This is a genomic window from Actinomadura sp. 6N118 (genome assembly GCF_044326415.1).
Taxonomy (GTDB): Bacteria; Actinomycetota; Actinomycetes; order Streptosporangiales; family Streptosporangiaceae; genus Spirillospora.
The window spans coordinates 115,984-141,515 of the sequence record NZ_JBIRAZ010000007.1; the positions used below are offsets into that span (position 1 = coordinate 115,984).

Genomic DNA, 25,532 nt, shown 5'->3' on the forward strand with positions numbered 1-25,532 from the left:
GAGTGGTCGTGGTGAGAGCGGTGCTGGGCGGGGTCAGAGGACCAGCCCCCCGTCCACACCGATCACTTGACCGGTGACGAAGCGGGCGCCGTCCGACAACAGGAACGCGATGACGTCTGCCACGTCCTCGGGCCAGCCCAAGCGGCCGAGCGCGGTCGCCGCGACGCGTTCCCCGCGGTCCTGGTCGTTCAGGGTCGCCAGCATGTCGGTGTCGATGAAGCCCGGGGCCACGGCGTTGACCCGGATCCCGGCCGGGCCCAGCTCCTTGGCGGCGGCGAGGGTGAGGCCGAGCACGGCGGCCTTGGACGCCCCGTACAGCGCCTGGCCGGGCGCGCCTTTCGTGCCCATCACCGACGAGAGCATGACTACGGAGGGACGGGTGCCGCGGCGCATCAGGCGCAGGGCGGCTTGGAGGGTGTGTGCGGTGCCTGCGGCGTTCACCGCGAAGAGCCGCTGCACGCTTTCGGCGCTCGTCATGCCCAGCATGCCGGCGTCGTGCACGCCCGCGTTGACCACCAGGGCGTCGAGGCGGCGGTGGCGGTCGAAGACGGCGCGCATCATCGCCGCCACGGCAGCCGGATCGCCGACGTCGCCGGAGACGGCCAGCGGGTCGCCGTCGAACTCCTTCGCCGCCGCCTCGGCGGCGTCCACCGTCCGCCCGTGCAGGACCACCGAGTAGCCGTCCGCGGCCAGCCGGCGGGCGGTGGCCAGCCCGATCCCGCGCGACGAGCCCGTGACGAGCGCGACCCGGGGCGAGGCCCCGGACTCCGGCGCCTCAGACAAGGTGCTTCTCCAGCAGTTCCCGCGCCTTGCCGAACGAGCTCATGTCGATGACGTCATCGATGTCGATCATGATGTCGAACTCGTCCTCGAGGGCCGCGACGAGGGCCATGTGCGCGAGCGAGTCCCACTTGTCGATCCCGCGGTATTCCAGGACGTCGACCTCGATCTCTTCGCCCAGGTTGAGGGCACTGCGAAAGACCCGGCGCAGCCTCTCGTCATCGATCACGGCTCCCCCTCGTGATGGCGTATCGTGCTGACTCAACCACGGATTGTAGTGGCGGCATCGGTCATTGGGGGTGTGATGCTCAGGGAGGTGTCCGACTCCGACCTCGGCACGCTCCGCCGCTGGCGCAACCACCCGGAGGTCCGCAAGGCCAGCTTCACCACCCACGAGATCGGCGAGGTCGAACACCGCCGCTGGTGGTCACGGGTGTGCGCCGACCCGGCCCGCCGCGTGCTGGTGTACGAGCACAGGTCCACGCCGTGCGGTGTGGTCACGTTCTCCGGGCTTGACGGCGCCGGCGCCGAGGCCTGGTGGGGTTTCTACCTCGACCTCGACGGGCTGCACGAGAGCGGCGAGTTGCTGCGCGCCTGGCTCGGGTTGGAGAAGGCGGCGATCGCGCACGCGTTCGGTCCCCTGGGTCTGCGTGTGCTGCGCGGTGAGGTGCTGGCCGCCAACGAGGCCGTGCTCCGGTTCCACCGGCGATGCGGCTTCAGCGAGTCGGGGCACTACGTACGCGAGATCGACGGCGAGGAGCAGGTGGTCGTCCGCATGGAGCTCAGGAGGGAAACATGAGCCGGGTCGTGACGAAGCGTGCTGTCACGGTGGGTCCGCACTCCGTCGGGGCGGGCGGCCGGCCGTTCATCGTGGCCGAGCTGTCCGGCAACCACAACGGAGACCTCGGGCGTGCCTTGGCCATCGTCGACGCGGTGGCGGACGCGGGCGCCCACGCGGTCAAGCTCCAGACCTACACGGCCGACACTCTCACCATCGACGTCGACTCGCCGCGGTTCAGGATCGGAGACGGGCATGAGCTGTGGGGCGGCCGTAGCCTCTACCAGCTCTACGAGCAGGCGCACACGCCGTGGGACTGGCACGCCCCCGTCTTCGAGCGCGCCCGCGAACGCGGCCTGGTCGCGTTCTCCAGCCCCTTCGACCCGACCGCGATCGCTTTCCTCCAGGCGCTCGGCGTGCCCGCCTACAAGATCGCCTCATCCGAGCTGGTCGATCTCCCGTTGATCCGGCTGGTCGCGGAAACCGGCAAGCCGTTGATCATTTCGACTGGGATGGCGAGCGTCGGTGAGATCGACGCGGCGGTCCGCGCGGCCCGCGAAGCCGGCTGCGAGCAGCTCGTCGTCCTCGGCTGCACGGCGTCCTACCCGGCCGCCCCTGAAGACGGCAACCTGCGTGCGCTGCCGCTGCTGGCGGAGATGTTCGACGTGCCCGTGGGCTATTCCGACCACACCCCGGGCATCGGCGTCCCGATCGCCGCCGTCGCGCTCGGGGCCTGTCTGATCGAAAAGCACGTGACCCTGGACCGCACGGACGGCGGTGTCGATTCGGCGTTCTCGCTGGAGCCGGACGAGCTCGCGGCGCTCGTCGTGGAGAGCGAGCGGGCGTGGCGGTCGCTCGGTGCCGCACACATCGGGCCCCGGCCCGGCGAGCGCGAGGGCCTGCGCTTCCGCCGTTCCCTCTTCGTCGTCGAGGACGTCCGGGCGGGGGAACCGGTGACCGACCGCAACGTCCGTTCCATCCGCCCGGCCGGCGGTCTCGCTCCGGACGCCTTCGAGTTCGTGCGCGGCCGCACGTTCGCGGGCGACGTACGCCGGGGCACTCCGGTCACCTGGGAGCTCTTCTGACGCCCGCGCGTCGCGGCACGGCGGGCAATGGCACGTCAATTCACACTGATCGCGGATCGCCGTTGGTCAACATTGCGCATTCATCGGTGCGCGGTTGAAGTCATTTCTGTCGGGCACACGGCATTCGAAGGGGACATTCTTGGCCCGGCGCTCGGCGGTGAGAAATGCCTCAGGGTAAAGGCTTGGTCGATCGATTACCGCGTCAGGTAAAGGCAGGGAAGGCGTGGATATGCGCTCGGTTCGTCAGCGGGAGCACGTTCTCAGGCTGAAGGGGGGAATGTTCGATGCACAAGGTCATTGTGGCCTTGGGGGCGATGGCGCGGGTCGTCCTGGATGCGCACTCCGAGCATCTGCCCACGGCGGATCCGGTCGTGGTTCGTGAGATCTTGGTGGGGCTCGGCTATGCCGTTCCGATGAATTCGAGCGGTCTCGCCGCGGGGTTGCGCGAGTTTCAGGGCGCTGTCGGCTTGACGCCCGACGGGGCTGCGGGGCCGCATACGGTGCACGCTCTGGCCGAGGCGCGCAGGGCGGTACGGATCGTCAGCGTGGAGCAGCTGCCAGCGCAGATGCCGGAGTTCGCGTGGGCAGGGCGGAGTGCGGGGGCGCCGGTCAGCCAGGGAGGTCGTTGAGGCTCTCGACCGTCTCGAACGCCCGGTGCGTGCCGGTGATGTCGAGGATCTTGCGCACCCGATGGTGCAGGCCCATCAGCACGAGCCGCCCGCCCCGGGCGTGGATCCACCGGCTCGACCGGAGCAGGGACTCCAGCCCGGAGGAGTCCATGAACCACACCTCGGTCATGTCCACGATCACCCGCGGCTGGGGGGTCAGGCCGGCTTGGTCGATCGCGTTGGTCAATACCGACCGCCCGCAGAGGTCCAATTCGCCGGTCAAGCGAATGACCGTCCACAGTCCGATCCGGTCGACCTTCGCCCCGAGCGTCTCCAGCACTTCACACCTCGCGTCCAAACGGCTACGTCCAAGGTAGATGGAGTTGTCGGGCGGCGTAAGTGCGACGGCGGAGCTAATCGACATCCACCACGATCGGTGCGTGATCGGACGGGCCCTTGCCTTTGCGGGCCTCGCGATCGACATACGCCGACCTGACGCGTTCGGCCACCGGCGAACCGGCGTAGAAGAGGTCGATGCGCATGCCCATGTTCTTGTGGAACATCCCCGCCCGGTAGTCCCAGTAGGTGAACGGGTGCGGGCCCTTCATCGGGGTCGGGACCACGTCGTGCAGCCCCAGCGACAGCAGTTCGGCCAAGGCCTGCCGTTCGGCCGGCGTGACGTGTGTGGAACCGGCGAAGACGGCCGGATCCCAGACGTCCGCGTCGGCCGGGGCGACATTGAAGTCGCCGGCGGCCACCAGGGAGCGGTTCTTCTCGAGTTCGTCCGTGAGGGCCGCCTTGAACGCCGCGAACCATGCGAGCTTGTAGGCGTAGTGCGGTGAGCCCACCGTGCGCCCGTTCGGTGCGTACAGGGACCACACGCGGATCCCGTCGCAGGTCGCGCCGAGCGCCCGTGCCTCGGCTGCGGGCGGCGGGAGCTCGTCGTCGAGCAGCGACGGCTCCTCGGGCGGGTTGACGAAGCCGGGCTCGCCGGGGAATCCCCGCGTCACGTCCTCCAGGCCGACCCGCGAGAGGATCGCGACGCCGTTCCACCGGCCGTCGCCGTGAGCGGCGGTCTCATAGCCGAGCTCGGCGACCTCCGAGGCCGGGAAGTTGTCGGCGGAGCACTTGGTCTCCTGCAGGCAGAGGACGTCGGGCTTGGCCTCAGCCAGCCATTCGAGCAGCCGCGGCAGACGTGCTTTGACCGAGTTGACGTTCCAGGTCGCCAGGCGCATGCCTCAAGCTTGCCATCCCGGCGTGAGGGCCGCCCTCACACGGCTTGCTTCTGACTTAGCGGACTCACACGGCTTCTGACTCAGCGACCGCGGCTGTCTCGCTGACCACGCGGCGGCGGACGACCGAGAGCGGGCCTAGGCCTGCCAGAGCCCGGATGACCGTCGCGGTCATCCCGGGCTTGGCGGAGAGGGCGGCCGCCAGTCCGATGGTGGCCGCGTCGGCGAGGCCGGCCGGGTCCAGATCGCCGAGGTCCCCGAGGATCTGGGTGGGGGTGCCGGTGGTCAGGCCGGCGAGCTCGCGGGCGTCGGGCGAGTCACGGTCACCGCAGATCAGCATCAGGTCGGCGGCCTCCGCGATCGCGCGGACGGTGTCGGCCCGGTCGGAGGCGGCGTAGCACCAGCCGTCGGGATGGGGGCCGCGCGCCAGGGGATACCGGGCCCGGAGCGCGGTGACGAGGCGCGCCGCCTCGTCCGCCGCCATGCCGGTCTCGACGACGTACGAGATCCGCTCCGGCAGATCGAGGCGCTGGATGTCCTCCTCGTTCTCGACGAGGACCGTGTCGTCCGGTGCCTGTCCGGTGAACGATCCGATGGCCCTGTGGTCGCGCCGTCCGACGACCACGACGGTGTCGCCGCGGTCCGCGAACCTGCGGAGCTCGCCGTGCGCCTCGGTCACCAGAGGGCAGGTGGCGTCGACGACCCGCATGCCGCGTGCGGCGGCCTCGGCCCGGACGCCCAGCGGGACGCCGTGGGCGGGGAACACGACCGTCCCGCCGTCGGGAACCTCGTTCAGGTCGTCGATCTCGATGAGACCGTCGACCTCCGGGGGCCGTCCGATCACGTAGGCCGGGTCGTCGCGTGCGATCTCCTCCATCATGCGGAGCGCCCGGGCGGCACCCATGCACCGCGGTTCGACACCTGACACCAGTACGCGGCGCATGCGCGGTGTCCGGGACCACACGTCCATGGTGTCGCGGGCCGTCGCGAGGGAGGCGGGATCGTCACAGTGGGCGGCGAGGCCGAATCCTTCCGCGTGGCCGTCCTTGGCGAGGTAGGTGGTCGTGTACAGCAGGCCCTCGCCGTGCCACTGGCCCAGCTGTGCCTGACCGCGCCGGGCGGCCGGGCCCAGCCGTGCCGCGAGGGCGGGCGCCGCCGCACACTCGACGAGCCCTCGCCGGGGATGCAGAAAGGAGTCCGCCACGAGGATCTCGCCCACGGCGACGCCGTATACCGCGAACGATTCATGCCACAACGTACGATCCATCGGAGCCCCCGAATTACTTCCTCTTTCAGTATCTGAATGCGGAGGCAACGGGACGGCAGCCCAAGGTCATGGAATCGGGAAAAAAGACTTGATTACAGGTTTTGGGTGCTTTTGGCCCTTTTGTTGCACTAGGTCGGGCGATGGGCGCGGGCGAAGAGGGTGACGCCGGGCCAGGATTTGAGCGGAAGGCGGCGTTCGAGCGACGTGAGCAGGCTCAAGCCCTCGTTGAGAGCCGGGTGAACGTTGGCCATGTCCTCGCAATGGGCCATCCGGTGGCGGCGCAGCCTGATGAGCGGGCGGAGCACGACGTTGCAGCTCCACACGCGGTCGAGGGCGAGGCCGGCGGCCGCGAGCGTGTCGGTGAGCGTCCGGCGGGTGTAGCGGCGGTGCCGTCCCAGCGCCACGTCATGGGCCGACCAGAGCTTCATGTCGCACGGGACGGACACCAGCGCGGTGCCGCCGGGACGGAGCACACGAGTGATCTCCGACGTGGCGGTGGCATCGTCCTCGATGTGTTCGAGGACGTTCAACGCCAGGGCGAGGTCAAAGGTGCCGGAAGGCAGCGGCAGGAAGCACGCGTCGGCGTAATAGGCGTCCATGCCCTGCGCCAGGCAGAGGTCTACGGCGGTCTCGGTGTTGTCGATCGCGGTGGCGCGCCAGCCGTGGTCGAGGAGTACCCGGGTGTTGCCGCCGCCGGCGGCGCCGATGTCGACGGCGCGGCCCGGGGCGCCGAGACGGCGCAGCTCACGGGCGATGATCTCCCGGCGCTCGCGGTACCACCAGTTGTCGTCCTCGATCTCGGCGACCCGCTGGATCTCGATGGTGTCCACGGCACCAGCCGACGCGACGGGCCGCCGCGCCGCCAGGACCACCGCCGCGCCCGGCCGGATCGTTGGCCGGTTCTTGATCGATGGATGGGGTGGCCCACTCCTAGCCGCGCCGGCGGCGCCGGAACAGGAAGCGAACGGCCAGCAGAAAAGCGACGGCGGCGGCGACGGCAGGGATGACGCGCCGCACGATGGACGGGCCCGCCACTTCGAGCAGGTCGATCGCGTCGTCCTCCTGGCGCGGCCGGACAGGCAGCGGCCGCACGGTCGATTCGGTCGACTCCGCCGGGCTCGCCGGGCGCTGCGCCGGAACGGTGGGCGTGGCCTCCCGCGCGGAAGCGGGCTCCTGCGAGGCGGGCTCCGGCTCGACGACCGGGATGTCGGGGCGGGTGTCGAAGATCGAAGGCGGGGGAGCCGTGGCCTCTTCGGCGATGCTCGACGACGGTGTCGCGGTGTCCTCGATCTTGTCCTGCGCGGTCTTGTCCGGTGCGACCTTGTCCTGGGCGGCCTCGGCGGCGGCCTGCTGGTCGACCGCGCCACCAGCCGCCTGCTCCGCGGCCTCGGTGGGGGACTCCAGTTCCTTGGCGAGTGCCTTGGCGAACCGGGTGACGAGCTTGGCGCCGACCTCGGCGAGGATGTTGCGGCCGAACTGGGCTGGACGGCCCGTCACGTTCAGCTTGGTGTGGACCGTGACCCGGGTGATGTCGCCTTCGTCATGCAGGCGGGCTTGGACCGTTGCGGAGGCGGTGCCGGAGCCGCGGGCCTCCTTTGCGGCGGCCTCGATCGTGACGGTGTGCGAGGACTCGTCGGCCGCGGCGATCCGGGCGGTGCCGCGATAGGTGATGGTCATCGCGCCGACCTTCACCTTGAGGCGGCCCGCGTACTCGTCGCCGTCGACCGAGTCCAGTGTCGCACCGGGCATGCAGAGCGCCACACGCTCCACGTCGAGCAGCACCGACCAGGCTTGATCCACCGGTACGGGGACGGTGAATTCGTGGTCGAGCTCCATGGTGGGGATTCCTTCTCGTCTGGGGGGCTTGTCCGTGACCCTATGACCGTCACCCTCCCGGCCGCCAGATGCGCAGGTGAGGATCGCATGTCACGGAGGTGCGGCCGGGGCGGGTGATCGTGTGGCCGGGAGTGGGTGATCATGCGGCCGGGCCCTGGGGCGTGTGGGTCCGGCCGCATGATCACGGATCCGGCGTCAGACGGCCGCCGCGGCGGTCAGGGCACGGGCGGTGAGCACCTGGGCCAGATGGGTCCGGTACTCCGCCGAGCCGTGCAGGTCGCCGGGCGGCTCGGTGCCCTCGGCAGCCCGTTCGGACGCGGCACGGAAGGAGTTCTCCGAGACGGAACGGCCCTCGATGAAGCGCTCGACCTCGGTGGCCCGGACGGGTGCCGGACCCATGTTGGTCAGGGCCACCCGGGCGTCCTCGATCGCGCCGCGTTCACGCCGTACGGCGCACGCGACACCGACGATCGCCCACGCCTGCGCCGTGCGGTGGAACTTCTCGTAGTGCGCACCCCAGCCCGGTCCGAGCTTGGGCACGCGCACGCCGATGAGCAGCTCGTCGGACTCCATCGCCGACGTCATCCAGTCGACGAAGAAGTCCGCTGCGGGGATCTCCCGGTCACCGCGCACGGACCGCACGACGAAGACCGCGTCCAGCGCGAGCGCCACCGCGGGCAGGTCACCGGCCGGGTCGGCGTGCGCGAGCGACCCGCCGAACGTGCCGCGATGCCGCACCGCCGGGTCGGCGACGGTCGCCGTGGCCTTGGCGATGAGCGGCGCGTGTTCGAGGACGAGGGGGTCGCGCACCACCTGGTGGTGCGTGGCCATCGCGCCGATGAACAGGTCGCCGTTCTCCGAACGGATCTGCCGCAGCGACTCGACCCGGTCGAGGTCGATCAGCGCGTCCGGGTAGGCCAGCCGGAGCCGCAGCAGCGGCATCAGGCTCTGGCCGCCCGCCAGCACCTTGGCGTCCTCGCCCGCCTGCGACAGCGCCGAGACGGCCTCCTCGATCGAGGACGGGCGGATGTAGTCGAAGGTCGGAGGGATCATGCCCGGCCCCCTTCCTGGTCTCCCTGCGCCGAGCCGAGTCCGCCGCCCGCGCCGGGCTGCGCTCCGCCGGGGCCCTCGGGTTCCTCGCCGAAGGCTTCGCGGAGCGCACGCCAGACACGTTCGGGCGTGCATGGCATCTGCACGTCCTGCACGCCGTGCTGCCGGAGCGCGTCGACGATCGCGTTGACGACGGCGGGCGTGGACGCGATGGTGCCCGCCTCGCCGACGCCCTTCACCCCGAGCGGGTTGGACGTCGCCGGGGTCTCGGTCCGGTCGGTGACGAACGTGGGCAGGTCGGCCGCCGACGGCACCAGGTAGTCGGCCATCGTCGTGGTCGTGAGGTTGCCGTCCGCGTCGTACACCGCCTCCTCGTACAGCGCCTGCGCGATGCCCTGCGCGAGCCCGCCGTGCACCTGCCCGTCGACGATCAGCGGGTTGACGACCGAGCCGATGTCGTCGACCGCCACATACGAGCGGATCTTCACGAATCCGGTCTCGGTGTCGACCTCGGCGGCGCACAGATGCGTGCCGTGCGGGAAGGAGAAGTTCTCCGGGTCGAACGTGGCGTCGGAGTCCAGCGACGGCTCGACGCCTTCGGGGAAGTCGTGCGCGGACAGCGTCGCGCCGGCGACCTCGGCCAGCGTCATCGAGGCCCCGTCACCCCCGACCCCCTTCACGCTGAACGAGCCGCCCGCGTAGTCGAGGTCGGTTTCGGCGGCCTCCAGCAGGTGCGCCGCGACCTTGCGGGCCTTATCGACGACCTTCTGGCAGGCGTTGTGAACCGCGATGCCGCCGATGGTGAGTGACCGCGAGCCGTAGGTGTCCCACCCGCGCGGCGCGATGAGCGTGTCGCCGTGCAGCACCTTCACGTCCTCGAACGGCACGCCGAGCGCGTCCGCCGTGATCTGCGCCCAGGCCGTGGCATGGCCCTGGCCGTGCGGCGACGTCCCGGTGACGACCTCGACCTTGCCGGTGCCGAGCACCCGCACGGTCGCGTGCTCCCAGCCGCCCGCCGCCGACCGCACCTGGGCGAGCGCGCGCGACGGCGCGAGACCGCACATCTCGGTGTACGTGGAGACGCCGATGCCGAGCTGCACGGTGTCGCGGCGTTCCCGCCGGTCGGCCTGCTCGGCGCGCAGCTTGTCGTACTCGAACAGCGCGAGCGCCTTGTCGGTGGCGGCCTCGTAGTTGCCCGAGTCGTAGGTGAGCCCCGTGATCGTCGTGTAGGGGAACTCCTCGTGCTTGATCCAGTTGCGCCGCCGTACCTCCAGCGGGTCGAGCCCCAGCTCGGCGGCCAGCTCGTCCATCATCCGCTCGACGCCGAACGTCGCCTCCGGCCGCCCCGCACCCCGGTAGGCGTCGGTGGGCGTCTTGGTCGTGAAGACCCCGGTGCAGGTGAAAGAGTAGGCGTCCATCTTGTAGATGCCGTTGAACATCGGCGCGCCCAGCGTCGCGATGCCCGGCGTGAGGAGCATCAGGTACGCACCCATGTCGGACAGGATGTCGACCTTGAAGCCGCGGATCCGCCCGTCGGCCTCGGCCGCCATCGTCAGCCGCTGGATCTGGTCGCGGCCGTGGTGCACGGTCATGTTGCCCTCGCTGCGCGACTCGGTCCACTTGACGGGACGGTCGAGCCGCTTGGCCAGCAGCAGGAGGAGCACCTCCTCCCCGTACACCTGCAGCTTGGAGCCGAAACCGCCGCCGACGTCCGGCGCGATCACCCGGATGCGGTGCTCGCCGATGCCGGTCACCGACGCCAGCATCAGCCGCAGGATGTGCGGCACCTGCGTCGCCGACCACATCGTGAACTCGTCGCCGTCCGGCCGGCAGACCACGGCCCGCGGTTCCATGGCGGTCGGGATGAGCCGCTGCTGCACGTACCGGCGTTCGATCGTCACGGGTGCGTCGCGGAACGCGGCGTCGACGTCGCCGCTCTCGACGACCATCCGGTAGCTCTGGTTGGTGCCCAGATCGCCGTGCACGAGGTCGGCGCTCTGCCGCAACGCCTGCTCCATGTCCGTCACGGCGGGCAGCGGCTGGTAGTCGACGTCGATGTCCTCCAGCGCGTCGATCGCCGCGTACCGGTCGCGCGCCACCACGCACGCCACCGGGTCGCCCACGTACCGCACCTCGGAGACCGCCATCGGCGGGTGGTCGGGGATCAGGATGTCCTCGGTGACCGGCCACGCGCACGGCAGGCTGCCCTGCTCGTCGGCGAAGTCCTGGCCGCTGAACACAGCGAGCACGCCCGGCCGGCTCTTCGCGGCCTCGACGTCCACCCGGGTGACGCGCGCGTGCGCGTAGGGGCTGCGCAGGAACGCCACATGGCACAGCCCGGGAAGCTGCAGGTTGTCGGTCCACTGCGTCCGGCCCGTGATGAGCCGCGCGTCCTCGCTCCGCAGCCGCGCTTTGCCTACCTCAGTCGCCTTGCCTACTTCAGTCACGGGGCCACCTCCGACTGGGCAGGTCGCCGCATCTCATCAGCGGCCTTGCGCACTGCGCGGACGATGTTCTGGTAGCCGGTGCAACGGCAGAGGTTGCCCTCCAGGCCCTCCCGGATCTCCTCCTCAGAGGGATCGGCGTTCTCCCGCAGCAGGTCGATCGATGCCAGGATCATGCCGGGTGTGCAGAACCCGCACTGCAGCGCGTGTTCCTCGTGGAACGCCCGCTGCATCGGATGGTTCGTCCCGTCGGTCCCCAGCCCCTCGACCGTGGTGATCCCGCGGTCGTCGGCCTGGACGGCGAGCACGGAGCAGCTCTTGACGCTCATCCCGTCGAGCAGGACGGTGCAGGCTCCGCAGTTGGTGGTGTCGCAGCCGATCGGGGTGCCGACCTTCCCCAACCGGTCACGGAGATAGTGGACGAGCAGGAGGCGCGGCTCGACGTCGTCCTCGTACGTCACACCGTCGACCTCGACGCGGATTCGTGGCATTCGATCTCCCATGGACGTCTCTTGGGCAGGGTTGTAGGGGGGAGACGTCCCTGGGGGTGGAGCGCGCTGGGTCGGCCGCGGCATCGAGGCCACCTCCGAAGGAAGGAGGGCGACCTTTTGAACGTATGCCTACTCGGAATCGCGTACTAGACCCTGACGTGCGCCTTTTACTCCGATTTTGAGCCGATGGAGCGTATAGCCGTCGCCTGTGGGGTCGAGCGACTTCGTGGCCTGTTTGAAGAGGTATTCGGCCCGTTCATAGGAAAGACGGCGGCGGCCGGTCTCCGGGCACAGATCGGCCGCGGCGGGCATACGGGCGGGCGCGGGACGCCGGTCGGCGAGGAAGAGCGGCCCCCGGGTCCGGTCGCCGATCAGCTGGGGGAGCAGCCGGGCGGTCTCGGCTCGCCAGCTCACCCAGGCGCCTCGTACGCGGGCCCGGCGGTCATCGAGGTCGAGGGCCTCGACGTTCAACGCCAGCACCGTCGTGATCGGGGCCGCCGACTCGTACAGGAGCCGCCAAAGGGTGCGTTCGCGTAGCGGCAGATCCTTACTCCACAGCTCGTCGAGCCGAGGCGCCGCCGCCGTCGTCGAAGGCGCCGCCTCCCGCCTCTCAACGCGTGCCGCCAGGTCATCCGCCGAGGCCCAATCAGAGAACGACCGTACGGTCGAGCGGTGGCGGTTCCAGGTCTTGGGGGCGGCACCACCCCACGCCGTGGCGAACACCCGCGCCACTTCCTCTGCGGTCAGCGCGTCCAGCGGGGCCTGGTCGCCAAGAGCCCGGCGCAACCGGTCGAGCGTCTGCCGGTACGAGCGGACCGTAGCCGCGCCCAGGCCGTCCTGGCTCAGGAAGCCGTCCGCGGCCGAGCCCAGCGTCGGCCCGGCCACCTCCGGGACCTCGATCTCCTGCGCGCGCCGCAGCAGAAAGGCCCGCTCCGCCTCGTTCTTGGTCAGCACGGCGGCACGCTCGAACTCCCGACGTGCCTCCGCCTGCCGGCCCAGCCGCAGCAGGAGATCTCCACGTACACCTGGAAGCAAGTGGTAATCGCGCAAGGAGGGATCGGCCACCAACTCCTCGACGAGCTCAAGCCCGGCCTCCGGCCCGCGCGCGAACCCCACCGCGACCGCACGGTTGAGGCGCACGACCGGGGTCGGCATCAACCGGACCAACGCCTCGTACAGCGCCGCGATCTGCGCCCAGTCGGTCGCCTCGGCCGTCTCAGCCTGCGCGTGCGACACCGCGATCGCTGCCTGGAGCACATAGGGCCCAGGTGCGCCGCCCGCCGCCCTGGCTCGCAGCATCGCCTGGAAACCTCGCCGGATCAGCAACCGGTCCCAGCGGCCGCGGTCCTGCTCGTGCAGCTGAACGGGCTCACCCTCCGGCCCCGTACGCGCCGCCGAACGCGACTCCTGGATCTCCATCAAGGCCACGAGCCCGTGCACCTCGGCCTCGTCCGGCGCCAGCGCCGCCAGCAGCCGCCCCAACCGCAACGCCTCCAAGGTGAGCCCCGGCCGCATCAGGCCATCACCTGACGTCGCCGAATACCCCTCGTTGAAAACCAGATAGATCACGCCCAGCACCGAAGAGAGCCGTTCGGCCAGCTCCCTCCCCTCGGGCAGCTCAAACGCCACCTCCTTCTCGGCGAGCGTTCGCTTCGCCTCGCTCACCCGCCGCGTGATCACCGGCTCGCTCACCAGGAACGCCCGTGCGATCTCCGCCGTCGTCAGACCGCCGAGCAGCCGCAACGTGAGGGCCACCCGGGCCTCGGTCGGCAGCACCGGGTGGCACGACATGAACATCAGCCGCAGCAGGTCGTCCTGCTGTTCCTCCGGCTCAGGCGCGACCTGCTTGCGTTCGAGGTTCCGCGACCGCCGGACGAGGTCGACCGCCCGGCGCTTGGCGATCGTCATCAGCCAAGCGCCGGGATTGTCCGGCACACCCTCCCGGGGCCACTGTTCGAGCGCGGCGACGAACGCGTCCTGAGCCAGCTCCTCCGCCAGCCCCACATCGCGCACGATCCGGGTCACCGCGGCGATGATCTTCGCCGACTCGAACTTCCAGATCCCCTCGAGGATCTCGGTCACGGACCGAAGACCTCCTGGATGACGCTCTCGCCGTCACCGACGATCTTGCGGAACCGCCGGCCCAGCTCGATCGCCTCCTCCTTGGACCGCACCTCGACCAGCGCGAACCCGGCCACCGCCTCCTTGGCCTCGGTGAACGGCCCGTCCGTCACGGTGATCTCGTCGCCCTTGGAGGTCAGGACGATCCCCTCCGGCCCGAGCCCGCCGGTCGCCAGCAGCACGCCCGCGGCGGTCATCTCCTGGATGAACGCGGCCATCTCGGTGAACAGCTTCTCGTCAGGAGCGTCTCCGCCCTTGGACATCATCAGGTAGCGCATCGGTCTTCCCTTCTCGAACCCCGCATCTCGGAGTTCTGCCCCCACGTCGAACGAGCTTATGTGACAGGGAACACTCCCATTCCCTGTCACAGATCCCAGTCGACGTGTCAGCGAGAACCGAACCGAGAGAGGCAGACATGACCACCATCACCGCCACCCGCACCGCCACCTCCAAGACCCGCGCCCTGCTCACGTCCGCCGCCGTGGCCGCGCCCCTCTGGGCCGTGGTCTCCCTCGCCCAAGCAGGCACCCGGGAGGGCTTCGACCTGGCCCGGCACCCGCTGAGCGCCCTCAGCAACGGAGACCTCGGCTGGCTGCAGATCACCAATTTCCTGGTCGCCGGCACCCTCACCGTCATCGGCGCCACAGGCTTGAGTCGCGTCCTGACCACCACATGGGCGCCCCGCCTGGTCCGGATCAACGGCCTCGGCATGATCGCCGCAGGCATTCTCGTCATGGACCCCGCCGACGGATTCCCGCTCGGCACGCCCTATGGCATGCCCGAGACGATGACCTGGCACAGCTACGGCCACATGGCCGCCGGCTCGATCGCGTTCATCGCCCTGATCGCCGCCAACTACGTGCTAGGCCGCCACTTTTCCCGCGCCGGCAACCACTCGTACGCCATCGCCTCCCGCATCGCCGGGACGGCCCTTCTCCTGGGCAACGCGTGGGCCATGACCGGCGGCAAGGCCGGCTCGCTCACCCTCGCCGTCGGAGCCATCACCGCGATGCTCTGGGTCTCTTTCGTAGCCGCCGCCCACCGCAACCACTGACACTCACTGACGCACAAGGAGCCAGCCATGCCCAAGCACACCACTGTCCAGGACTACGTAACCGCCCTCCCCGAGCCCCAGCGCGAGATCGCCGAAAAACTCCTCCCCCTCATCGAGAAGGTGCTTCCCGGCGCAAGCGCAGTCTGGCACGGCCACCCGGTCTGGAGCCTCGGCCCAGCCCCGGGCAAGTCCCCGGTCTGCCATATCAAGGCCTACTCCACATACGTCACCTTCGGCTTCTGGCGGGGCCAGGAACTCTCCACACCCGGCCTCGAAGCAGGCGCCCGCCAGATGGCCTCCATCAAGCTCCGCACTCTCGCCGACATCGACCCGGAACTCATCACCACCTGGCTCACCCAGGCTCGAGCTCTGGAAGAGTCGACCTCTTGAGAACGCCACAGAGCGCCGGGTGCCCCTTCGCCCGGCGCTTCGGCGTTCTAGAGCCCGCCGAATGGATCACTCAGCGGGCCGGGGTGAGTTCTTGTGCGTAGAGGACCTTGCCGTCGATGTCTCGGAGGCGGGCGGTCAGGTGGCCGCTCCTGCCGTTGATGTCCACCTCGCCGAAGAACTGGTAGCCCTCGGCGGGGGACGTGTTGGCGCGCGGGGGTGTCTGGCGGAACTTCAGCTGGGGACCGAACGTGGATTCGAGATTGTTGGGGCCGAAGGCGCCGGCGTTGAGGGGTCCGGTGACGAACTCCCAGAAGGGGTCGAAGTCCTGGAACGCGGCCTTGGCGGGGTCGTAGAAGTGGGCGGCTGTGTAGTGCACGTCGGCGGTCAGCCAGACCATGTTGCGGACGCGGTTCTTTTTGGCGTACGAGAGCAGGTCGGCGATCTCGCGTTCGCGGCCAAGGGGAGCCCCGTTGTCGCCTTGGGCGATGCCTTCGAACGCGGTGCCGTCGGGGACGATCAGGCCCAGCGGGAGGTCGGCGGCGATCACCTTCCAGGTGGCCTTGGAACGGCGGAGCTCGCGCTTGAGCCAGGCGAGCTGTTCCGCGCCGAGGATCTGGCCCCTGGGGGAGTTGTTGGCGTTGTTCGCGTCCTTGTAGGTGCGCATGTCGAGGACGAAGACGTCCAGGTGCGGGCCGTAGGAGATGCGGCGGTAGACGCGGCCCTTCTTGGCGGTCGAGATCGGCGTGTACTCGAACATGGCCTGGCGGGCGCGGGCAGCCAGGACGTCGACGCGCTTCTCGGTGTACTGCGGCAGGTCGAGGATCTCGCCCGGATACCAGTTGTTGACGACCTCGTGGTCGTCCCACTGGTTGATGATCGGGGTCCGCGCGTTGAACGCCTGGTAATTGGCGTCCAGGAGGTTGTAGCGGAACTGGCCGCGGTATTCGGCGAGCGTCTCGGCGACCTTGGTCTTCTCGGGGATGACCAGGTTGCGCCACGTACGGCCGTCGGGCAGTTGGACGGTCTCCGCGAGGGGGTTGTCGGCGTAGACCAGGTCGCCGCTGCACAGGAAGAAGTCGGGGTCGACCGCGCCCATGGCCTTGAAGATGCGGTAGCCGCCGAGGTCGGGGTTGATGCCCCAGCCCTGGCCCGCGAGGTCGCCCGACCAGACGAACGAGACGTCCCGGCGGTGGCGGGGCGCGGTGCGCAGGCGACCGGTGGTGGGGGCGGACGTGGCATGGCTGTCGAGATCCGCCAGACGGACGCGGTAGTGGAGCTCCTCGCCGGCGGGGAGGCCGCGGAGGAACGTCTTGCCGGTCAGGTCGGAGGACGGCGTGAGGACCGGGCCGCGGACGTGGTGGGACTGCCTGAAGTCCGGGCGCCGGCTGACCTCGACCAGCATGCGCGCGGGGCGGTCGGAGCGTGCCCAGACGAGCGCCTCGTGCGCCGTGACGTCACCGCTCTGGACGCCGTTGGTGAGACGGGGTCGGCTGCGGATGAGGGCGGGTGCCGCATGGGCCGCGGGAGAGAACAGGCCAAGGGCAGCCCCGCTGCCCGCCACCAGGCCACCACGCAAGAGACTCCGCCGGTCCAGCGCCATCGACGACTCCGTTCACACGAGTGAGATCAGGACGTGCGCATGCTCTCGTGTCGCGGCGTACACGACCAGGCCCGAATGTGGCTTTTCCGTGAACGCGGGACATCTCGTGATCATTTGGGCATCGACTTGACAGCGTTCCGTAGTGGAGTGTCTCCTATACCTCATGCCAGCGCGCCTCTCACTCTGCAGCCCCGTGGCCCTCCGCCGCGTGGCCAGCGCGCTGTGTCCTTCCTGTTGTCGCTGATCAGCGATCTTCCCGCCGGGTGACGCCTTCCCCGGCCTGCTCTCCCGTTTGACCTTTCCCTTGGCTCATCGGCCATCAGCGGCCGCACACGAAGGACTTTCTGTGAACCTCAACATGGTTCCCGACATCACGATGCGTGGCCAGGACGACCCCCACGGGCGGTCGTCCGTCGTGCGGCCCCCGACCGTCGGGCAGCTCGCCGCGCGCATCCATGACCTCGCGGCCCGTCCCGGCGACTGGTGGGCCCTGGTGCGGTTCGCCGCCGACGGCCCGGTGCGGGTACGGCTGGACGAGGTGGACGGCATCAAGCTGTGGCTGACCACCTGGCCGCCCGGCCACCGGACCGACGTGCACGACCACGCGGGCACGGAGGTCAGCACGGTCATCGCCGGGGAGCTCGCCGAGGTGCGGATCACCGCCGAGGGCGTGACCGAGCGGCCCCTCCGGGCCAACCGGGTACGCGTCCACGGCGGTGGCCGCACCCACGAGCTCACCAATCCCGGCCCGGCCTACGCGATCACCCTCCACGCCAACCTGGCCTCCTGAGTCAGGCGGGAACGGGCTCCCGTGTCTTGGTCGTGCCGGGCTCTTCAACGGCGGTCGGCTCGTCGGTGATCTCGGGCGGGGTGCGGTTGAAGACCTTCTCGTCGAGCAGACCCTCGGAGCGGGCGACGAGCACCGGGACCGTGAGCTGGCCGGCGACGTTGAGGGTCGTCCGGGCCATGTCGATGACCTTGTCGATGGCGATCAGGTAGCCGATCGCCTGCAGCGGCAGGCCGACGGTGGTGAGGGTCAGGGTCAGCGCGACCAGGGCCGGGCCGGGGGTGCCGCCGGTGCCGAGCTGGCCGATGACGGCGGCCAGGGCGATCAGGGCGTACTCGGCGAAGCCCAGGTGGGCGCCGGTGTACTGGGCCACGAAGACCGCGGCCACCGCCGGGTAGATCGCGCCGCAGCCGTCGAACTTGATCGTGGCGCCCAGCGGCTGGGCGAAGTTCGCGTACTCGCGCTGCACGCCGTTCCGCTCGATCTGCACCTTCTGCGCGATCGGCAGGGTGGCGAGGGAGGACGAGGAGACGAACGCGAACTGCAGCGCAGGCCAGGAGTTGCGGTAGAACCTCAGCGGCGAGACGCGGCCGAAGACGCGCAGCAGGACCGGGTAGCCGACGATCAGCATCACCGCGACGGCCAGGTAGATCGCGCCGGTGAACTTGGCGAGCGGCTGCAGCGAGCTCGGCCCGTACGTGGCGACGACGGAGCCGATCAGGAAGAACGAGCCGATCGGGGTGAGCCGCACGACCCACCAGACGACCTTCTGCATGACCTGGTAGATGTCGTCGATCAGGTCGGTCAGCCGCTGCCCGCGCTCACCGATCGCCACGAGGGCGGCGCCGAACAGCGCGGCGAACGTGACCACGCCGAGGACGTTGCCCTCGGACATCGCGTTCACGATGTTGGACGGGAAGAGGTTCTGCAGAATCTGCGTCCAGGTGACCGGCTCGGTCTCGGCCGCCTCGCTGGCGAGCTTGCCCAGCCCCTCGCCCGGGTCGACGACCAGCGCGACGATCAGGCCGATCGCGGTGGCGATGGCCGAGGTGATCACGAACCAGCCCAGCGTCTTGCCGGTCAGCCGCGCCACGTTCCCGACATTGCGGAGCCGGCCGATGCTCACCACGATCGCGGTGAAGACGAGCGGGACGACGACGACCTTCAGCAGGCTGGTGTAGACCGAGCCGAACGGGTCGAGCCAGTCCTCGGCGAGCTTGGCGCCGTCACCGAGGTTGTTGAGCAGGGCACCGACCGCCACGCCCAGGACGAGCGCGAGGACGATCTGCTGCCAGAACTGCCATTTCCAGACACGCAAATACACGGAGGGGTCTCCAGGAGTCGAGTCACCCCGTACGGCGCCGTCCGGCCGGCCACATCAGGGCACGGCGGTGCGCGGGGGTGAAAAAAGGTGAAGGGGAGCGGGAGTCAGAAGAGGGCGTGGTGGCGGGTCAGCCGCGACACAGCACGCTGGCGAGGCGGCACAGGTCGACGTGCAGCCGGGCCACGAGCAGGATGCTCTTCTTGGTGGTCCTCACGGGGTTGAATAACCCCGATGTCCCGTTTGTTCGTTCCCGGCCGGGCGGTGATCCCCCTCACACCTGATCACCGGCCGGGATCGAGGTCAGCGCAGGGTGCGGCGCCGGGAGCGGGTGAGGACCCGGATGATGCCCACCACACCGAGCCCGATCAGCACCGCGGGGACGAGGAACCGCAGGCTCACGACGGGCTCGCCGGAGAACCCGGTCGCCAGCGACACACCGGCGACGGCCAGGAAGAACAGCCCGGTGATCACACCTCCGGGGTCGAACCGGTGCCGCCGTCCGTCCCGCGTCCCGTGCTCAGACATGATCCACCTGTATCTCGCCGACCTTGCCGCGGATCCGCAGCGTGATCACCGGCGGGTTCACGGTCGTGCCGTCCTTGGGCGGCAGCACCTCGTTGACCTTGGCGCGCGGGCCGCTGATCGTGCGCAGGTCCACGGACATGTCACCCAGCCCGATCTGCGCGTCCAGCTCGACCCGGACCGTGGGGGGGAGCTTGACCTTGAGTCCGCCGAGCAGCACCTCGACGTTGATCGTGATGCGTTCGCCCGCCTTCATCGGCAGCGCGGTGAGGTCCAGGACGGCAGAGCCGACCGCGACCTTGTAGTCCTGTTCGGTACGGGTGCCATCGGTGGGCCGCCATTTGATCTCGCCGTAGCGCGCGTCCCGCGGCACCTCGGTGGCCGCCGACCCGGCGAGCAGGCTCAGCGTGAGCAGGGTGCCGGCCGTGGCCAGCCCGCGCGCCCGGAACCATCCGCCCAGCAGGAGCCCGCCGCCGATGACGGCCAGCGCGGCCGACGCGACGATGACGGCGTTCTGCGGTGCGGGGTGGCCGCTCGCGACCGGGATCATCGCGGCCCCGGCGGCCATGGCCGCCAGCAGGGTGATCTGCGTCAGGGGCGGCGGCCCGTGCTGCTTGCGGATCGCCGCGGCGGCTCCGGCTGGCCATGCCTTCATCGGAGGTACGGAACGTTCTGCCGCTGGCCGGGTGTCTGCCGGAAGGGTGTCCGTCGGCTGGCTGTCCGCGGGCGGAGTGCCGCCGAGGGTGGCTAGGTCGATCATGCCCTCGGGCAGCCCGCCCGGCGTCCGGTCGAGCTTGTCCAGCGAGATCCGGGTGCTCTCCGCGCCCGCCGTACTCGGGGCAGCCGCACCCTGATACGGCTGGTTGAGCGGGTGGCCCTGGAGCCGTTCGGGGAACGTACGGGCGGCTGCGACGAGGTCCACCCCCCGCGCGTGGGAGACCAGCAGTACGAGGCCGAACACCGTGAAGATCGCCAGCGCGTCGCCGAAGACCGCACCGCCGGCCATGCTCAGCGTGAAGCCCAGGCACATCAGTCCGCCCAGGACCGACAACACCGCGGCCTTGTCGAACCGGCGCCTGAACAGCTGCTCCGCCGGCGCCAGGTTCTGCGGGCGTCCGGGCATGAAGAGCGCGGCGGCGATGTAGAGCAGGATGCCCTGGCCGTGCGCGAGCATCAGGATGCCGAAGGCGACCCTCATCACCACCGGGTCGACCCCGGTGGCACGTCCGATGCCGGTGCACACCCCGGCCAGGATGCGGCCCTCGGTGACGCGGGGCATCCGCTCGTAGGCCCCCGGCGTCGGCTGGGCCCGAGACGACTGGGGCGGCGGCGGTGGGCTGGCTGCGCTGTGGTCCTCGACCATGGTCCCCATCGTTGCGGACCCCGCTCCCGCGCGGAATCCGGGACACCCCTGACTCGACCCTGAGGCGTTCCGCAGGTAATCGGGGGCCTGCCCTGATGCGATCCGCCCCCGCCCATGTGACGATCGGTGCAGTGGAGATCTCTTACACAGCTTGGGGACGACGACGATGACCGGACAGGCCGTGCCTGACGCGCCGGTGGCCGGCCGGCTGGTACGGCGCGCCGACGGGCGGCTGGTGGCCGGTGTGTGCCGTGGCCTGTCCGCCCATCTCGGCGTCGACACGCTGATCATCAGGGCCGCGTTCGTCCTGCTGAGCATGGCGAGCGGCCTCGGCGTGGCGGCATACGCCGCGTTCTGGGTCCTGGTGCCGAGCGAGGACCACGATCCCGACGCCGCCCACGCCGACGCCGTCGGCGGTGTCGCCGGAACCGCGGACGATGCCCCCGCCGTCAAGCCCCGTCGCCGCCGCCGTGACTGGGGCCAACTGCTGGCGTACACGGCGGTCGCGGGCGGTCTCGCCACGCTGAGCGCGAGCAGCGGGCTCATTCAGGGCGCGCTGTGGCCGTTCATCGCGGGTGGCATCGGCGCCGCGATCCTGTGGCAGCAGGCAGACCGCGACCAGCGGCAGCGCTGGGTCGGTCTGACGCGGATCCCGCTCCGCCAGATGTGGCTGCGCAGTGTGCTGGGCCTGATCCTGGTCGTCGGCGGCATCGCGGGATTCGTCGCCCAGCAGGTGGAGCCGGCCCAGGCGAGCTCCGTGCTGATCGCCACGCTGGTGATCCTCACCGGCGTGGCCGTGATCGTGACCCCGTGGGTGGTCCGGCTCTGGCAGGACCTGGACGCCGAGCGGCACGAGCGCATCCGCTCCCAGGAACGGGCCGAGCTCGCGGCGCACGTGCACGACTCCGTACTGCACACGCTGACCCTGATCCAGCGCAACGCCGCCGACCCGCGCGAGGTGCAGCGGCTCGCACGGTCCCAGGAACGCACGCTGCGCAGCTGGCTCTACCAGCCGAAGGCCGATCCCGACCAGACGTTCGCGGCGGCGGTGCGCGAGATCGCGGGCGAGGTGGAGGACGACCACGGCGTGCCGATCGAGGTCGTCTGTGTCGGCGACACCACGCTCGATGAGCGGCTCGGCGCCGCGTTGCAGGCGGCCCGGGAGGCGATGGTGAACGCGGCGAAGTACGCCGAGGCGCCGTCTGTGTCTGTCTATGCCGAGGTGGAGGGGGATGAGGTGGCGATCTTCGTCCGGGACCGCGGCAAAGGATTCGACACGAACGCCATTCCCGCGGACCGGATGGGTGTGCGAGGCTCCATCATCGGACGTATGGAACGCAACGGAGGCAAGGCCACCGTCCGTACCGCCCCCGGCGAGGGCACCGAAGTGCGTTTGGAGATCAAGAAGTCATGAGTGACACCAGGGTCGTCCTCGTCGACGACCACCAGATGTTCCGCACCGGGGTCAAGGCCGAGCTCGGTGCCAGCATCGAGATCGTCGGCGAGGCCGGGGACGTCGACGAGGCGGTCACGGTCATCAAGGCCGCCGAGCCCGACGTCGTGCTGCTCGACGTCCATCTGCCCGGTGGCGGCGGCATCGAGGTGCTGCGCCGGCTCCACGGCTCCGTGCAGTCGCGCTTCCTGGCGCTGTCGGTGTCCGACGCGGCCGAGGACGTGATCGGTGTCGTGCGGGGCGGGGCGCGGGGCTACGTCACCAAGACCATCTCCGGGCCGGAGCTGACCGACGCGATCGGCCGGGTGGCCGAGGGCGACGCGGTCTTCTCACCGCGCCTTGCGGGCTTCGTGCTGGACGCCTTCGCCGCCACCGACGCGCCCGCCGTGGATCCCGAGCTCGACCAGATCACCCAGCGTGAACGCGAGGTCCTGCGCCTGATCGCGCGCGGCTATGCCTACAAGGAGATCGCCAAGGAGCTCTTCATCTCGGTGAAGACGGTCGAGACGCACGTGAGCTCCGTGCTCCGCAAGCTGCAGCTCTCCAACCGCCACGAGCTGTCGCGCTGGGCCGCCGCCCGGCGCCTGGTCTGACGTCCAGAAGCTCCGGAGCCCTGAGCCCTGAGCCCTGAGCCCTGAGCCCTGATGTTCTGACGATCAGTTGAAGTGTCCCTAGTTTCATCTCCGGGTGATCCGCAAGAGTTACACCCACCTCGTGATCGAATCGTGATCGCTAAATCCGACATGGTGATCACAGGCATGGGATGGTCGCTCGTCATGACATACCCACCTGGTTCCGGCTTTCCGGGCAATGACCCCGCCCCGGGTGCCGCACCCCAACCCCCATATCCCGCGCCCGGCGCTCCGGGTCCGCTGCCTGGACCGGCCTCCCACCGGCCGTCCAGCAACAGCACCAACGGCCTCGCCATCGCCAGCCTGGTCACAGGCCTCCTCGGCTGTTTCGGGATCCTCGGGCTGATCCTCGGCGCGATCGCGATGAAGCAGATCAAGGAGCGCGGTCAGAAGGGCCGTGGCCTGGCCATCGGCGGCATCGTCCTGTCCCTGCTCTGGGTCGTGGGCGGCACCGCCAGCTACCTCTTCATCAGCTCGCTCGACAAGGACGACCTGGACAAGCTCGCGACGCCCAAGGTGACCACGACCAAGCCGAAGGACGTGCGCGCCAACAGGATGCGCGTCGGCGACTGCATCAACGACAACTCCGGCGCGACCACCTCCACCGAAGGCCCCGTCGAGGTGGAGAGCGTCAAGGTCGTGCCGTGCACGACACCCCATGACGGCGAGGTGCTGGCCACATTCCGGCTGTCCACCGCGACCCTGCCCAGCGAGAGCCAGATGAGCAACGTGGCCGGGAAGGGCTGCCAGCAGCGCATCGGCACCAGGCTCAGCCGCGAGCCGGCCCGCCGCAGCCTCGCGACGTCCTACTACTTCCCGAGCGTCCAGTCGTGGGCGTCCGGCGACCGCGCGATCACCTGCGTCGCCGTGCACGCCAAGGAGGGCACAAAGCTCACCCGCAAGCTGCGGACCTGAGTCCGTCCACGGCGCACGTCACAGGGGCACGAGCGCCAGTGGACGCTTCGTCCACAGCAGGCCGTCGCAGGCCCGGCGCCGCGCGCGCCGGGCCCGGCCGTCACCGTGACCCCGCCTGCAGGTTGTTGATCGGAGCGGATCCGTCCTCGATGAAGTCGATGGTCAGCTCGCCGCCGATGAAGGCGCGCAGCCGTTCGGCCTCAGCCAGCACCGCCTCGGCGTCCCCGTCCGGCAGCGGGCGGAAGGGCGCGACCTTCAATGTCGAGTTCCGTACGGTCCACACGCCCTGGACGAAGCCGTCCACGAGGAACATCGGCACCCCGCCCGACGCCACCTTCGCGTAGCGCCTGCGGTCCTCTTCGTCGATCACGCGCCGCCGGTCCTTGTGGCCGAGCAACGCGTTGTCGAACGCGGGCAGGAAGCGGACAGGCACAGGCTGGTCGGGATCGGCGATCGGCGCATCGGGCAGGTCGTACAGTTCTCGCCCCTCCTCGTCCCGGACAACGCGCAGTTCGTCGCGCATCCCCTCCATCACCGCGCGGAGCCGGGTGATCCCCGCCCACGTCTGCACGTCCATGACGCTGGCCGGCCCGAACGCCGCCAGGTAACGCAGCACGAGCCGTTCCGGCGCGGGCGCGGTCGCCATCGGCAGTCCCGACCACTCCTCCGCAAAAGTGACCGAGACGCTGGGCGGGCTACCCCACCGTCCCCACGCCCCGGCCTCGGGACCGTGCACCATCGCCGACATGAGCTCTACCACCGAGGCGAGCCGGCCGCCGTTACGTCCGGGGTACCGCTCGGCCATCAGCCGTCCGTACTCGCGCCGCGTCAGTGTCCGCCCGGCCAGGAGCTCACGGCCAACCTGGTGCACCTCGTCCAGGTCCAGTCCCTTGGTCTCGTCGGCATAGAAGGGCGAGCTGAACGCGGCGCGCACAATGGGCGCCACGGTCGGCCTGATCCAGCTGAAGTCGTCGGCGTCGGCGATGTGCACGGTCCGGCGCAACATAGTGGATCGGACGACCTTGCGTTCGTGAAGCAGCGTGGCCAGGTCGTCGTGCTGGAAGTCCGTCAGCCGCGTCCATAGCCCGAGGTAAGGCCAGTTGGGCTCCTGTCCCTGCACGGCGACCAAATGCCGGATCGTCTCGAAGGGCGCCATCGGGACTCGGTCCACCAGAAACTGGCGGGTGAGCAGGGTGCGGTTGAGGCCGCGCAGCGAGATCATGCTTCAGACCCGATACCTATCCGACCCGATGCCTATCCAACCCGATCATCCAACCCCGATCATCCGGCCCGATCCAGCCGTTCGACGTTCTCGTACGACTCACGGGCGTCGAGGAGTTCCTCCCAGTGCTCCTCGATCCAGGCGCACGCCGCGGCCATCGGTACCAGCATGCTGCGGCCAAGCGGCGTCAGCTGGTATTCGACGTGCGGGGTGGCCTCCGCGTAGACGGTGCGGCTGATCAGCCCGTCCCGTTCGAGGCCGCGCAGTGACTGGGTGAGCACCTTCGCGGTGACGCCGCGCAGCGGGACGCGCAACTCGGAGAACCGCCGCGGTCCGTGTTCGAGCACCCGGATGACCATCCCCGCCCACTTGTCGCCGAAGCGGATCGGTGACAACGACGTGGGACAGACCTCGTCGAACATGTCCGGACGCAGCGGCTCTCTCATGCGCGTCACCCTAGCCGGTAGTCCATCGGTGAGCCCCCGATTCGTGATCATTAGAATTGCTACACAGAATCTGAAGTATAAGTAGCTGGACTGAATAGTACTGTTCGGGTGAAGCTCTTTTCGTTGTTGCAA

28 protein-coding genes are annotated in these 25,532 nt (G+C 69.8%); 9 read left to right on the forward strand and 19 right to left on the reverse strand.

Features of this window, described 5'->3' with window-relative positions; genetic code table 11:
* Positions 1–33 precede the first annotated feature (33 nt).
* Both ACH34W_RS19550 and ACH34W_RS19555 read right to left on the reverse strand, forming a co-directional pair.
* Entirely contained in the window at positions 34–783 is a 750-nt protein-coding gene (locus ACH34W_RS19550) for an SDR family NAD(P)-dependent oxidoreductase (protein WP_395962335.1), read from the reverse strand.
* Complete coding sequence (locus ACH34W_RS19555) at positions 776–1,009, reverse strand: acyl carrier protein (RefSeq protein ID WP_395962336.1); 234 nt, start codon at positions 1,007–1,009, stop codon at positions 776–778. Before ACH34W_RS19555 ends, ACH34W_RS19550 begins: the two co-directional genes overlap by 8 nt.
* Positions 1,010–1,096: 87 nt before the next feature.
* Here ACH34W_RS19555 and ACH34W_RS19560 point away from each other — a divergent pair, with 87 nt between their 5' ends.
* The 3 genes from ACH34W_RS19560 (at position 1,097) to ACH34W_RS19570 (ending at position 3,272) form a co-directional block, all read left to right on the forward strand.
* Positions 1,097–1,579, forward strand: a complete 483-nt coding sequence (locus ACH34W_RS19560) for a GNAT family N-acetyltransferase (RefSeq protein WP_395962337.1) — start codon at positions 1,097–1,099, stop codon at positions 1,577–1,579.
* Positions 1,576–2,643, forward strand: coding sequence for a pseudaminic acid synthase (pseI, locus tag ACH34W_RS19565; RefSeq protein WP_395962338.1), 1,068 nt, complete (start codon positions 1,576–1,578; stop codon positions 2,641–2,643). Before ACH34W_RS19560 ends, pseI begins: the two co-directional genes overlap by 4 nt.
* Positions 2,644–2,927: 284 nt before the next feature.
* A complete protein-coding gene (locus ACH34W_RS19570; protein ID WP_395962339.1) occupies positions 2,928–3,272 on the forward strand; it encodes a hypothetical protein in 345 nt (114 codons plus the stop codon).
* On the opposite strand, the gene ACH34W_RS19575 is transcribed toward ACH34W_RS19570, so the two are convergent.
* The 10 genes from ACH34W_RS19575 to ACH34W_RS19620 form a co-directional block, all read right to left on the reverse strand.
* A complete protein-coding gene (locus ACH34W_RS19575; RefSeq protein ID WP_395962340.1) occupies positions 3,253–3,591 on the reverse strand; it encodes an STAS domain-containing protein in 339 nt (112 codons plus the stop codon). The genes ACH34W_RS19570 and ACH34W_RS19575 overlap by 20 nt on opposite strands.
* 73 nt (positions 3,592–3,664) lie before the next feature.
* Complete coding sequence (locus ACH34W_RS19580; RefSeq protein WP_395962341.1) at positions 3,665–4,486, reverse strand: exodeoxyribonuclease III; 822 nt, start codon at positions 4,484–4,486, stop codon at positions 3,665–3,667.
* A gap of 64 nt (positions 4,487–4,550) precedes the next feature.
* Positions 4,551–5,750 (reverse strand): 4-hydroxy-3-methylbut-2-enyl diphosphate reductase, encoded by a 1,200-nt coding sequence (locus ACH34W_RS19585; protein ID WP_395962342.1) that lies wholly within the window; start codon positions 5,748–5,750, stop codon positions 4,551–4,553.
* 128 nt (positions 5,751–5,878) lie between these two features.
* Positions 5,879–6,580, reverse strand: coding sequence for a class I SAM-dependent methyltransferase (locus tag ACH34W_RS19590; protein WP_395962343.1), 702 nt, complete (start codon positions 6,578–6,580; stop codon positions 5,879–5,881).
* 100 nt (positions 6,581–6,680) lie between these two features.
* Entirely contained in the window at positions 6,681–7,586 is a 906-nt protein-coding gene (locus tag ACH34W_RS19595; protein ID WP_395962344.1) for an SRPBCC domain-containing protein, read from the reverse strand.
* Between the two features lie 195 nt (positions 7,587–7,781).
* The gene (locus ACH34W_RS19600; RefSeq protein ID WP_395962345.1) at positions 7,782–8,639 is read right to left on the reverse strand and encodes an FAD binding domain-containing protein; all 858 of its coding nucleotides are present in this window, start codon (positions 8,637–8,639) and stop codon (positions 7,782–7,784) included.
* Positions 8,636–11,083: a xanthine dehydrogenase family protein molybdopterin-binding subunit gene (locus tag ACH34W_RS19605; RefSeq protein ID WP_395962346.1), complete on the reverse strand. Its 2,448-nt coding sequence runs from the start codon at positions 11,081–11,083 to the stop codon at positions 8,636–8,638. The genes ACH34W_RS19600 and ACH34W_RS19605 overlap by 4 nt, the downstream gene beginning before the upstream one ends.
* Positions 11,080–11,571 (reverse strand): (2Fe-2S)-binding protein, encoded by a 492-nt coding sequence (locus ACH34W_RS19610; protein WP_395962347.1) that lies wholly within the window; start codon positions 11,569–11,571, stop codon positions 11,080–11,082. Before ACH34W_RS19610 ends, ACH34W_RS19605 begins: the two co-directional genes overlap by 4 nt.
* A gap of 129 nt (positions 11,572–11,700) precedes the next feature.
* Entirely contained in the window at positions 11,701–13,653 is a 1,953-nt protein-coding gene (locus tag ACH34W_RS19615) for a sigma-70 family RNA polymerase sigma factor (protein WP_395962348.1), read from the reverse strand.
* On the reverse strand, positions 13,650–13,970 hold the full coding sequence (locus tag ACH34W_RS19620; protein ID WP_395962349.1) for a YciI family protein: 321 nt from the start codon (positions 13,968–13,970) through the stop codon (positions 13,650–13,652). The genes ACH34W_RS19615 and ACH34W_RS19620 overlap by 4 nt, the downstream gene beginning before the upstream one ends.
* A gap of 137 nt (positions 13,971–14,107) precedes the next feature.
* Between ACH34W_RS19620 and ACH34W_RS19625 the strand changes: the two genes are divergently transcribed.
* Together ACH34W_RS19625 and ACH34W_RS19630 are read left to right on the forward strand one after the other, a co-directional pair.
* Positions 14,108–14,746, forward strand: a complete 639-nt coding sequence (locus ACH34W_RS19625; RefSeq protein WP_395962350.1) for a DUF998 domain-containing protein — start codon at positions 14,108–14,110, stop codon at positions 14,744–14,746.
* A gap of 27 nt (positions 14,747–14,773) precedes the next feature.
* Positions 14,774–15,136, forward strand: a complete 363-nt coding sequence (locus tag ACH34W_RS19630) for a DUF1801 domain-containing protein (RefSeq protein ID WP_395962351.1) — start codon at positions 14,774–14,776, stop codon at positions 15,134–15,136.
* Between the two features lie 70 nt (positions 15,137–15,206).
* Here ACH34W_RS19630 and ACH34W_RS19635 read toward each other — a convergent pair whose 3' ends face one another.
* Positions 15,207–16,736 (reverse strand): alkaline phosphatase D family protein, encoded by a 1,530-nt coding sequence (locus ACH34W_RS19635; RefSeq protein WP_395962352.1) that lies wholly within the window; start codon positions 16,734–16,736, stop codon positions 15,207–15,209.
* 346 nt (positions 16,737–17,082) lie between these two features.
* Here ACH34W_RS19635 and ACH34W_RS19640 point away from each other — a divergent pair, with 346 nt between their 5' ends.
* A complete protein-coding gene (locus tag ACH34W_RS19640; RefSeq protein WP_395962353.1) occupies positions 17,083–17,526 on the forward strand; it encodes a cysteine dioxygenase in 444 nt (147 codons plus the stop codon).
* 1 nt (position 17,527) lies between these two features.
* On the opposite strand, the gene ACH34W_RS19645 is transcribed toward ACH34W_RS19640, so the two are convergent.
* The 4 genes from ACH34W_RS19645 to ACH34W_RS19660 all read right to left on the reverse strand — a co-directional run bounded on the left by ACH34W_RS19645 (position 17,528) and on the right by ACH34W_RS19660 (position 20,732).
* The gene (locus ACH34W_RS19645) at positions 17,528–18,847 is read right to left on the reverse strand and encodes a dicarboxylate/amino acid:cation symporter (RefSeq protein ID WP_395962354.1); all 1,320 of its coding nucleotides are present in this window, start codon (positions 18,845–18,847) and stop codon (positions 17,528–17,530) included.
* 127 nt (positions 18,848–18,974) lie between these two features.
* A complete protein-coding gene (locus tag ACH34W_RS19650; RefSeq protein ID WP_395962717.1) occupies positions 18,975–19,061 on the reverse strand; it encodes a putative leader peptide in 87 nt (28 codons plus the stop codon).
* An 86-nt stretch (positions 19,062–19,147) separates the two neighbouring features.
* Positions 19,148–19,372, reverse strand: coding sequence for a hypothetical protein (locus ACH34W_RS19655; RefSeq protein ID WP_395962355.1), 225 nt, complete (start codon positions 19,370–19,372; stop codon positions 19,148–19,150).
* Positions 19,365–20,732 carry a PspC domain-containing protein gene (locus ACH34W_RS19660; protein WP_395962356.1) on the reverse strand — a complete coding sequence of 456 codons (1,368 nt, stop codon included), beginning with the start codon at positions 20,730–20,732 and terminating at the stop codon, positions 19,365–19,367. The genes ACH34W_RS19655 and ACH34W_RS19660 overlap by 8 nt, the downstream gene beginning before the upstream one ends.
* Before the next feature lie 166 nt (positions 20,733–20,898).
* Here ACH34W_RS19660 and ACH34W_RS19665 point away from each other — a divergent pair, with 166 nt between their 5' ends.
* The 3 genes from ACH34W_RS19665 (at position 20,899) to ACH34W_RS19675 (ending at position 23,732) form a co-directional block, all read left to right on the forward strand.
* A complete protein-coding gene (locus ACH34W_RS19665) occupies positions 20,899–22,146 on the forward strand; it encodes a PspC domain-containing protein (protein WP_395962357.1) in 1,248 nt (415 codons plus the stop codon).
* Positions 22,143–22,778 (forward strand): LuxR C-terminal-related transcriptional regulator, encoded by a 636-nt coding sequence (locus tag ACH34W_RS19670; RefSeq protein WP_395962358.1) that lies wholly within the window; start codon positions 22,143–22,145, stop codon positions 22,776–22,778. The genes ACH34W_RS19665 and ACH34W_RS19670 overlap by 4 nt, the downstream gene beginning before the upstream one ends.
* Positions 22,779–22,961: 183 nt before the next feature.
* Positions 22,962–23,732, forward strand: coding sequence for a DUF4190 domain-containing protein (locus ACH34W_RS19675; RefSeq protein ID WP_395962359.1), 771 nt, complete (start codon positions 22,962–22,964; stop codon positions 23,730–23,732).
* Positions 23,733–23,832: 100 nt separating this feature from the next.
* Here ACH34W_RS19675 and ACH34W_RS19680 read toward each other — a convergent pair whose 3' ends face one another.
* Positions 23,833–24,954 carry a winged helix DNA-binding domain-containing protein gene (locus ACH34W_RS19680; RefSeq protein WP_395962360.1) on the reverse strand — a complete coding sequence of 374 codons (1,122 nt, stop codon included), beginning with the start codon at positions 24,952–24,954 and terminating at the stop codon, positions 23,833–23,835.
* A gap of 59 nt (positions 24,955–25,013) precedes the next feature.
* Complete coding sequence (locus tag ACH34W_RS19685) at positions 25,014–25,400, reverse strand: winged helix-turn-helix transcriptional regulator (protein ID WP_395962361.1); 387 nt, start codon at positions 25,398–25,400, stop codon at positions 25,014–25,016.
* Positions 25,401–25,532: the final 132 nt, after the last annotated feature.

Excerpts from the sequence above, each read along its gene's own strand:
- ACH34W_RS19625 (WP_395962350.1), top strand. The coding sequence starts at position 14,108 with ATGACCACCATCACCGCCACCCGCACCGCCACCTCCAAGACCCGCGCC.
- ACH34W_RS19620 (WP_395962349.1), bottom strand. The coding sequence starts at position 13,970 with ATGCGCTACCTGATGATGTCCAAGGGCGGAGACGCTCCTGACGAGAAG.
- ACH34W_RS19660 (WP_395962356.1), bottom strand. The coding sequence starts at position 20,732 with ATGGTCGAGGACCACAGCGCAGCCAGCCCACCGCCGCCGCCCCAGTCG.
- ACH34W_RS19635 (WP_395962352.1), bottom strand. The coding sequence starts at position 16,736 with ATGGCGCTGGACCGGCGGAGTCTCTTGCGTGGTGGCCTGGTGGCGGGC.
- ACH34W_RS19610 (WP_395962347.1), bottom strand. The coding sequence starts at position 11,571 with ATGCCACGAATCCGCGTCGAGGTCGACGGTGTGACGTACGAGGACGAC.
- ACH34W_RS19675 (WP_395962359.1), top strand. The coding sequence starts at position 22,962 with ATGACATACCCACCTGGTTCCGGCTTTCCGGGCAATGACCCCGCCCCG.
- ACH34W_RS19585 (WP_395962342.1), bottom strand. The coding sequence starts at position 5,750 with ATGGATCGTACGTTGTGGCATGAATCGTTCGCGGTATACGGCGTCGCC.
- ACH34W_RS19580 (WP_395962341.1), bottom strand. The coding sequence starts at position 4,486 with ATGCGCCTGGCGACCTGGAACGTCAACTCGGTCAAAGCACGTCTGCCG.
- ACH34W_RS19595 (WP_395962344.1), bottom strand. The coding sequence starts at position 7,586 with ATGGAGCTCGACCACGAATTCACCGTCCCCGTACCGGTGGATCAAGCC.
- ACH34W_RS19630 (WP_395962351.1), top strand. The coding sequence starts at position 14,774 with ATGCCCAAGCACACCACTGTCCAGGACTACGTAACCGCCCTCCCCGAG.
- ACH34W_RS19600 (WP_395962345.1), bottom strand. The coding sequence starts at position 8,639 with ATGATCCCTCCGACCTTCGACTACATCCGCCCGTCCTCGATCGAGGAG.
- ACH34W_RS19670 (WP_395962358.1), top strand. The coding sequence starts at position 22,143 with ATGAGTGACACCAGGGTCGTCCTCGTCGACGACCACCAGATGTTCCGC.
- pseI (WP_395962338.1), top strand. The coding sequence starts at position 1,576 with ATGAGCCGGGTCGTGACGAAGCGTGCTGTCACGGTGGGTCCGCACTCC.
- ACH34W_RS19655 (WP_395962355.1), bottom strand. The coding sequence starts at position 19,372 with ATGTCTGAGCACGGGACGCGGGACGGACGGCGGCACCGGTTCGACCCC.
- ACH34W_RS19570 (WP_395962339.1), top strand. The coding sequence starts at position 2,928 with ATGCACAAGGTCATTGTGGCCTTGGGGGCGATGGCGCGGGTCGTCCTG.
- ACH34W_RS19685 (WP_395962361.1), bottom strand. The coding sequence starts at position 25,400 with ATGAGAGAGCCGCTGCGTCCGGACATGTTCGACGAGGTCTGTCCCACG.
- ACH34W_RS19665 (WP_395962357.1), top strand. The coding sequence starts at position 20,899 with ATGACCGGACAGGCCGTGCCTGACGCGCCGGTGGCCGGCCGGCTGGTA.
- ACH34W_RS19680 (WP_395962360.1), bottom strand. The coding sequence starts at position 24,954 with ATGATCTCGCTGCGCGGCCTCAACCGCACCCTGCTCACCCGCCAGTTT.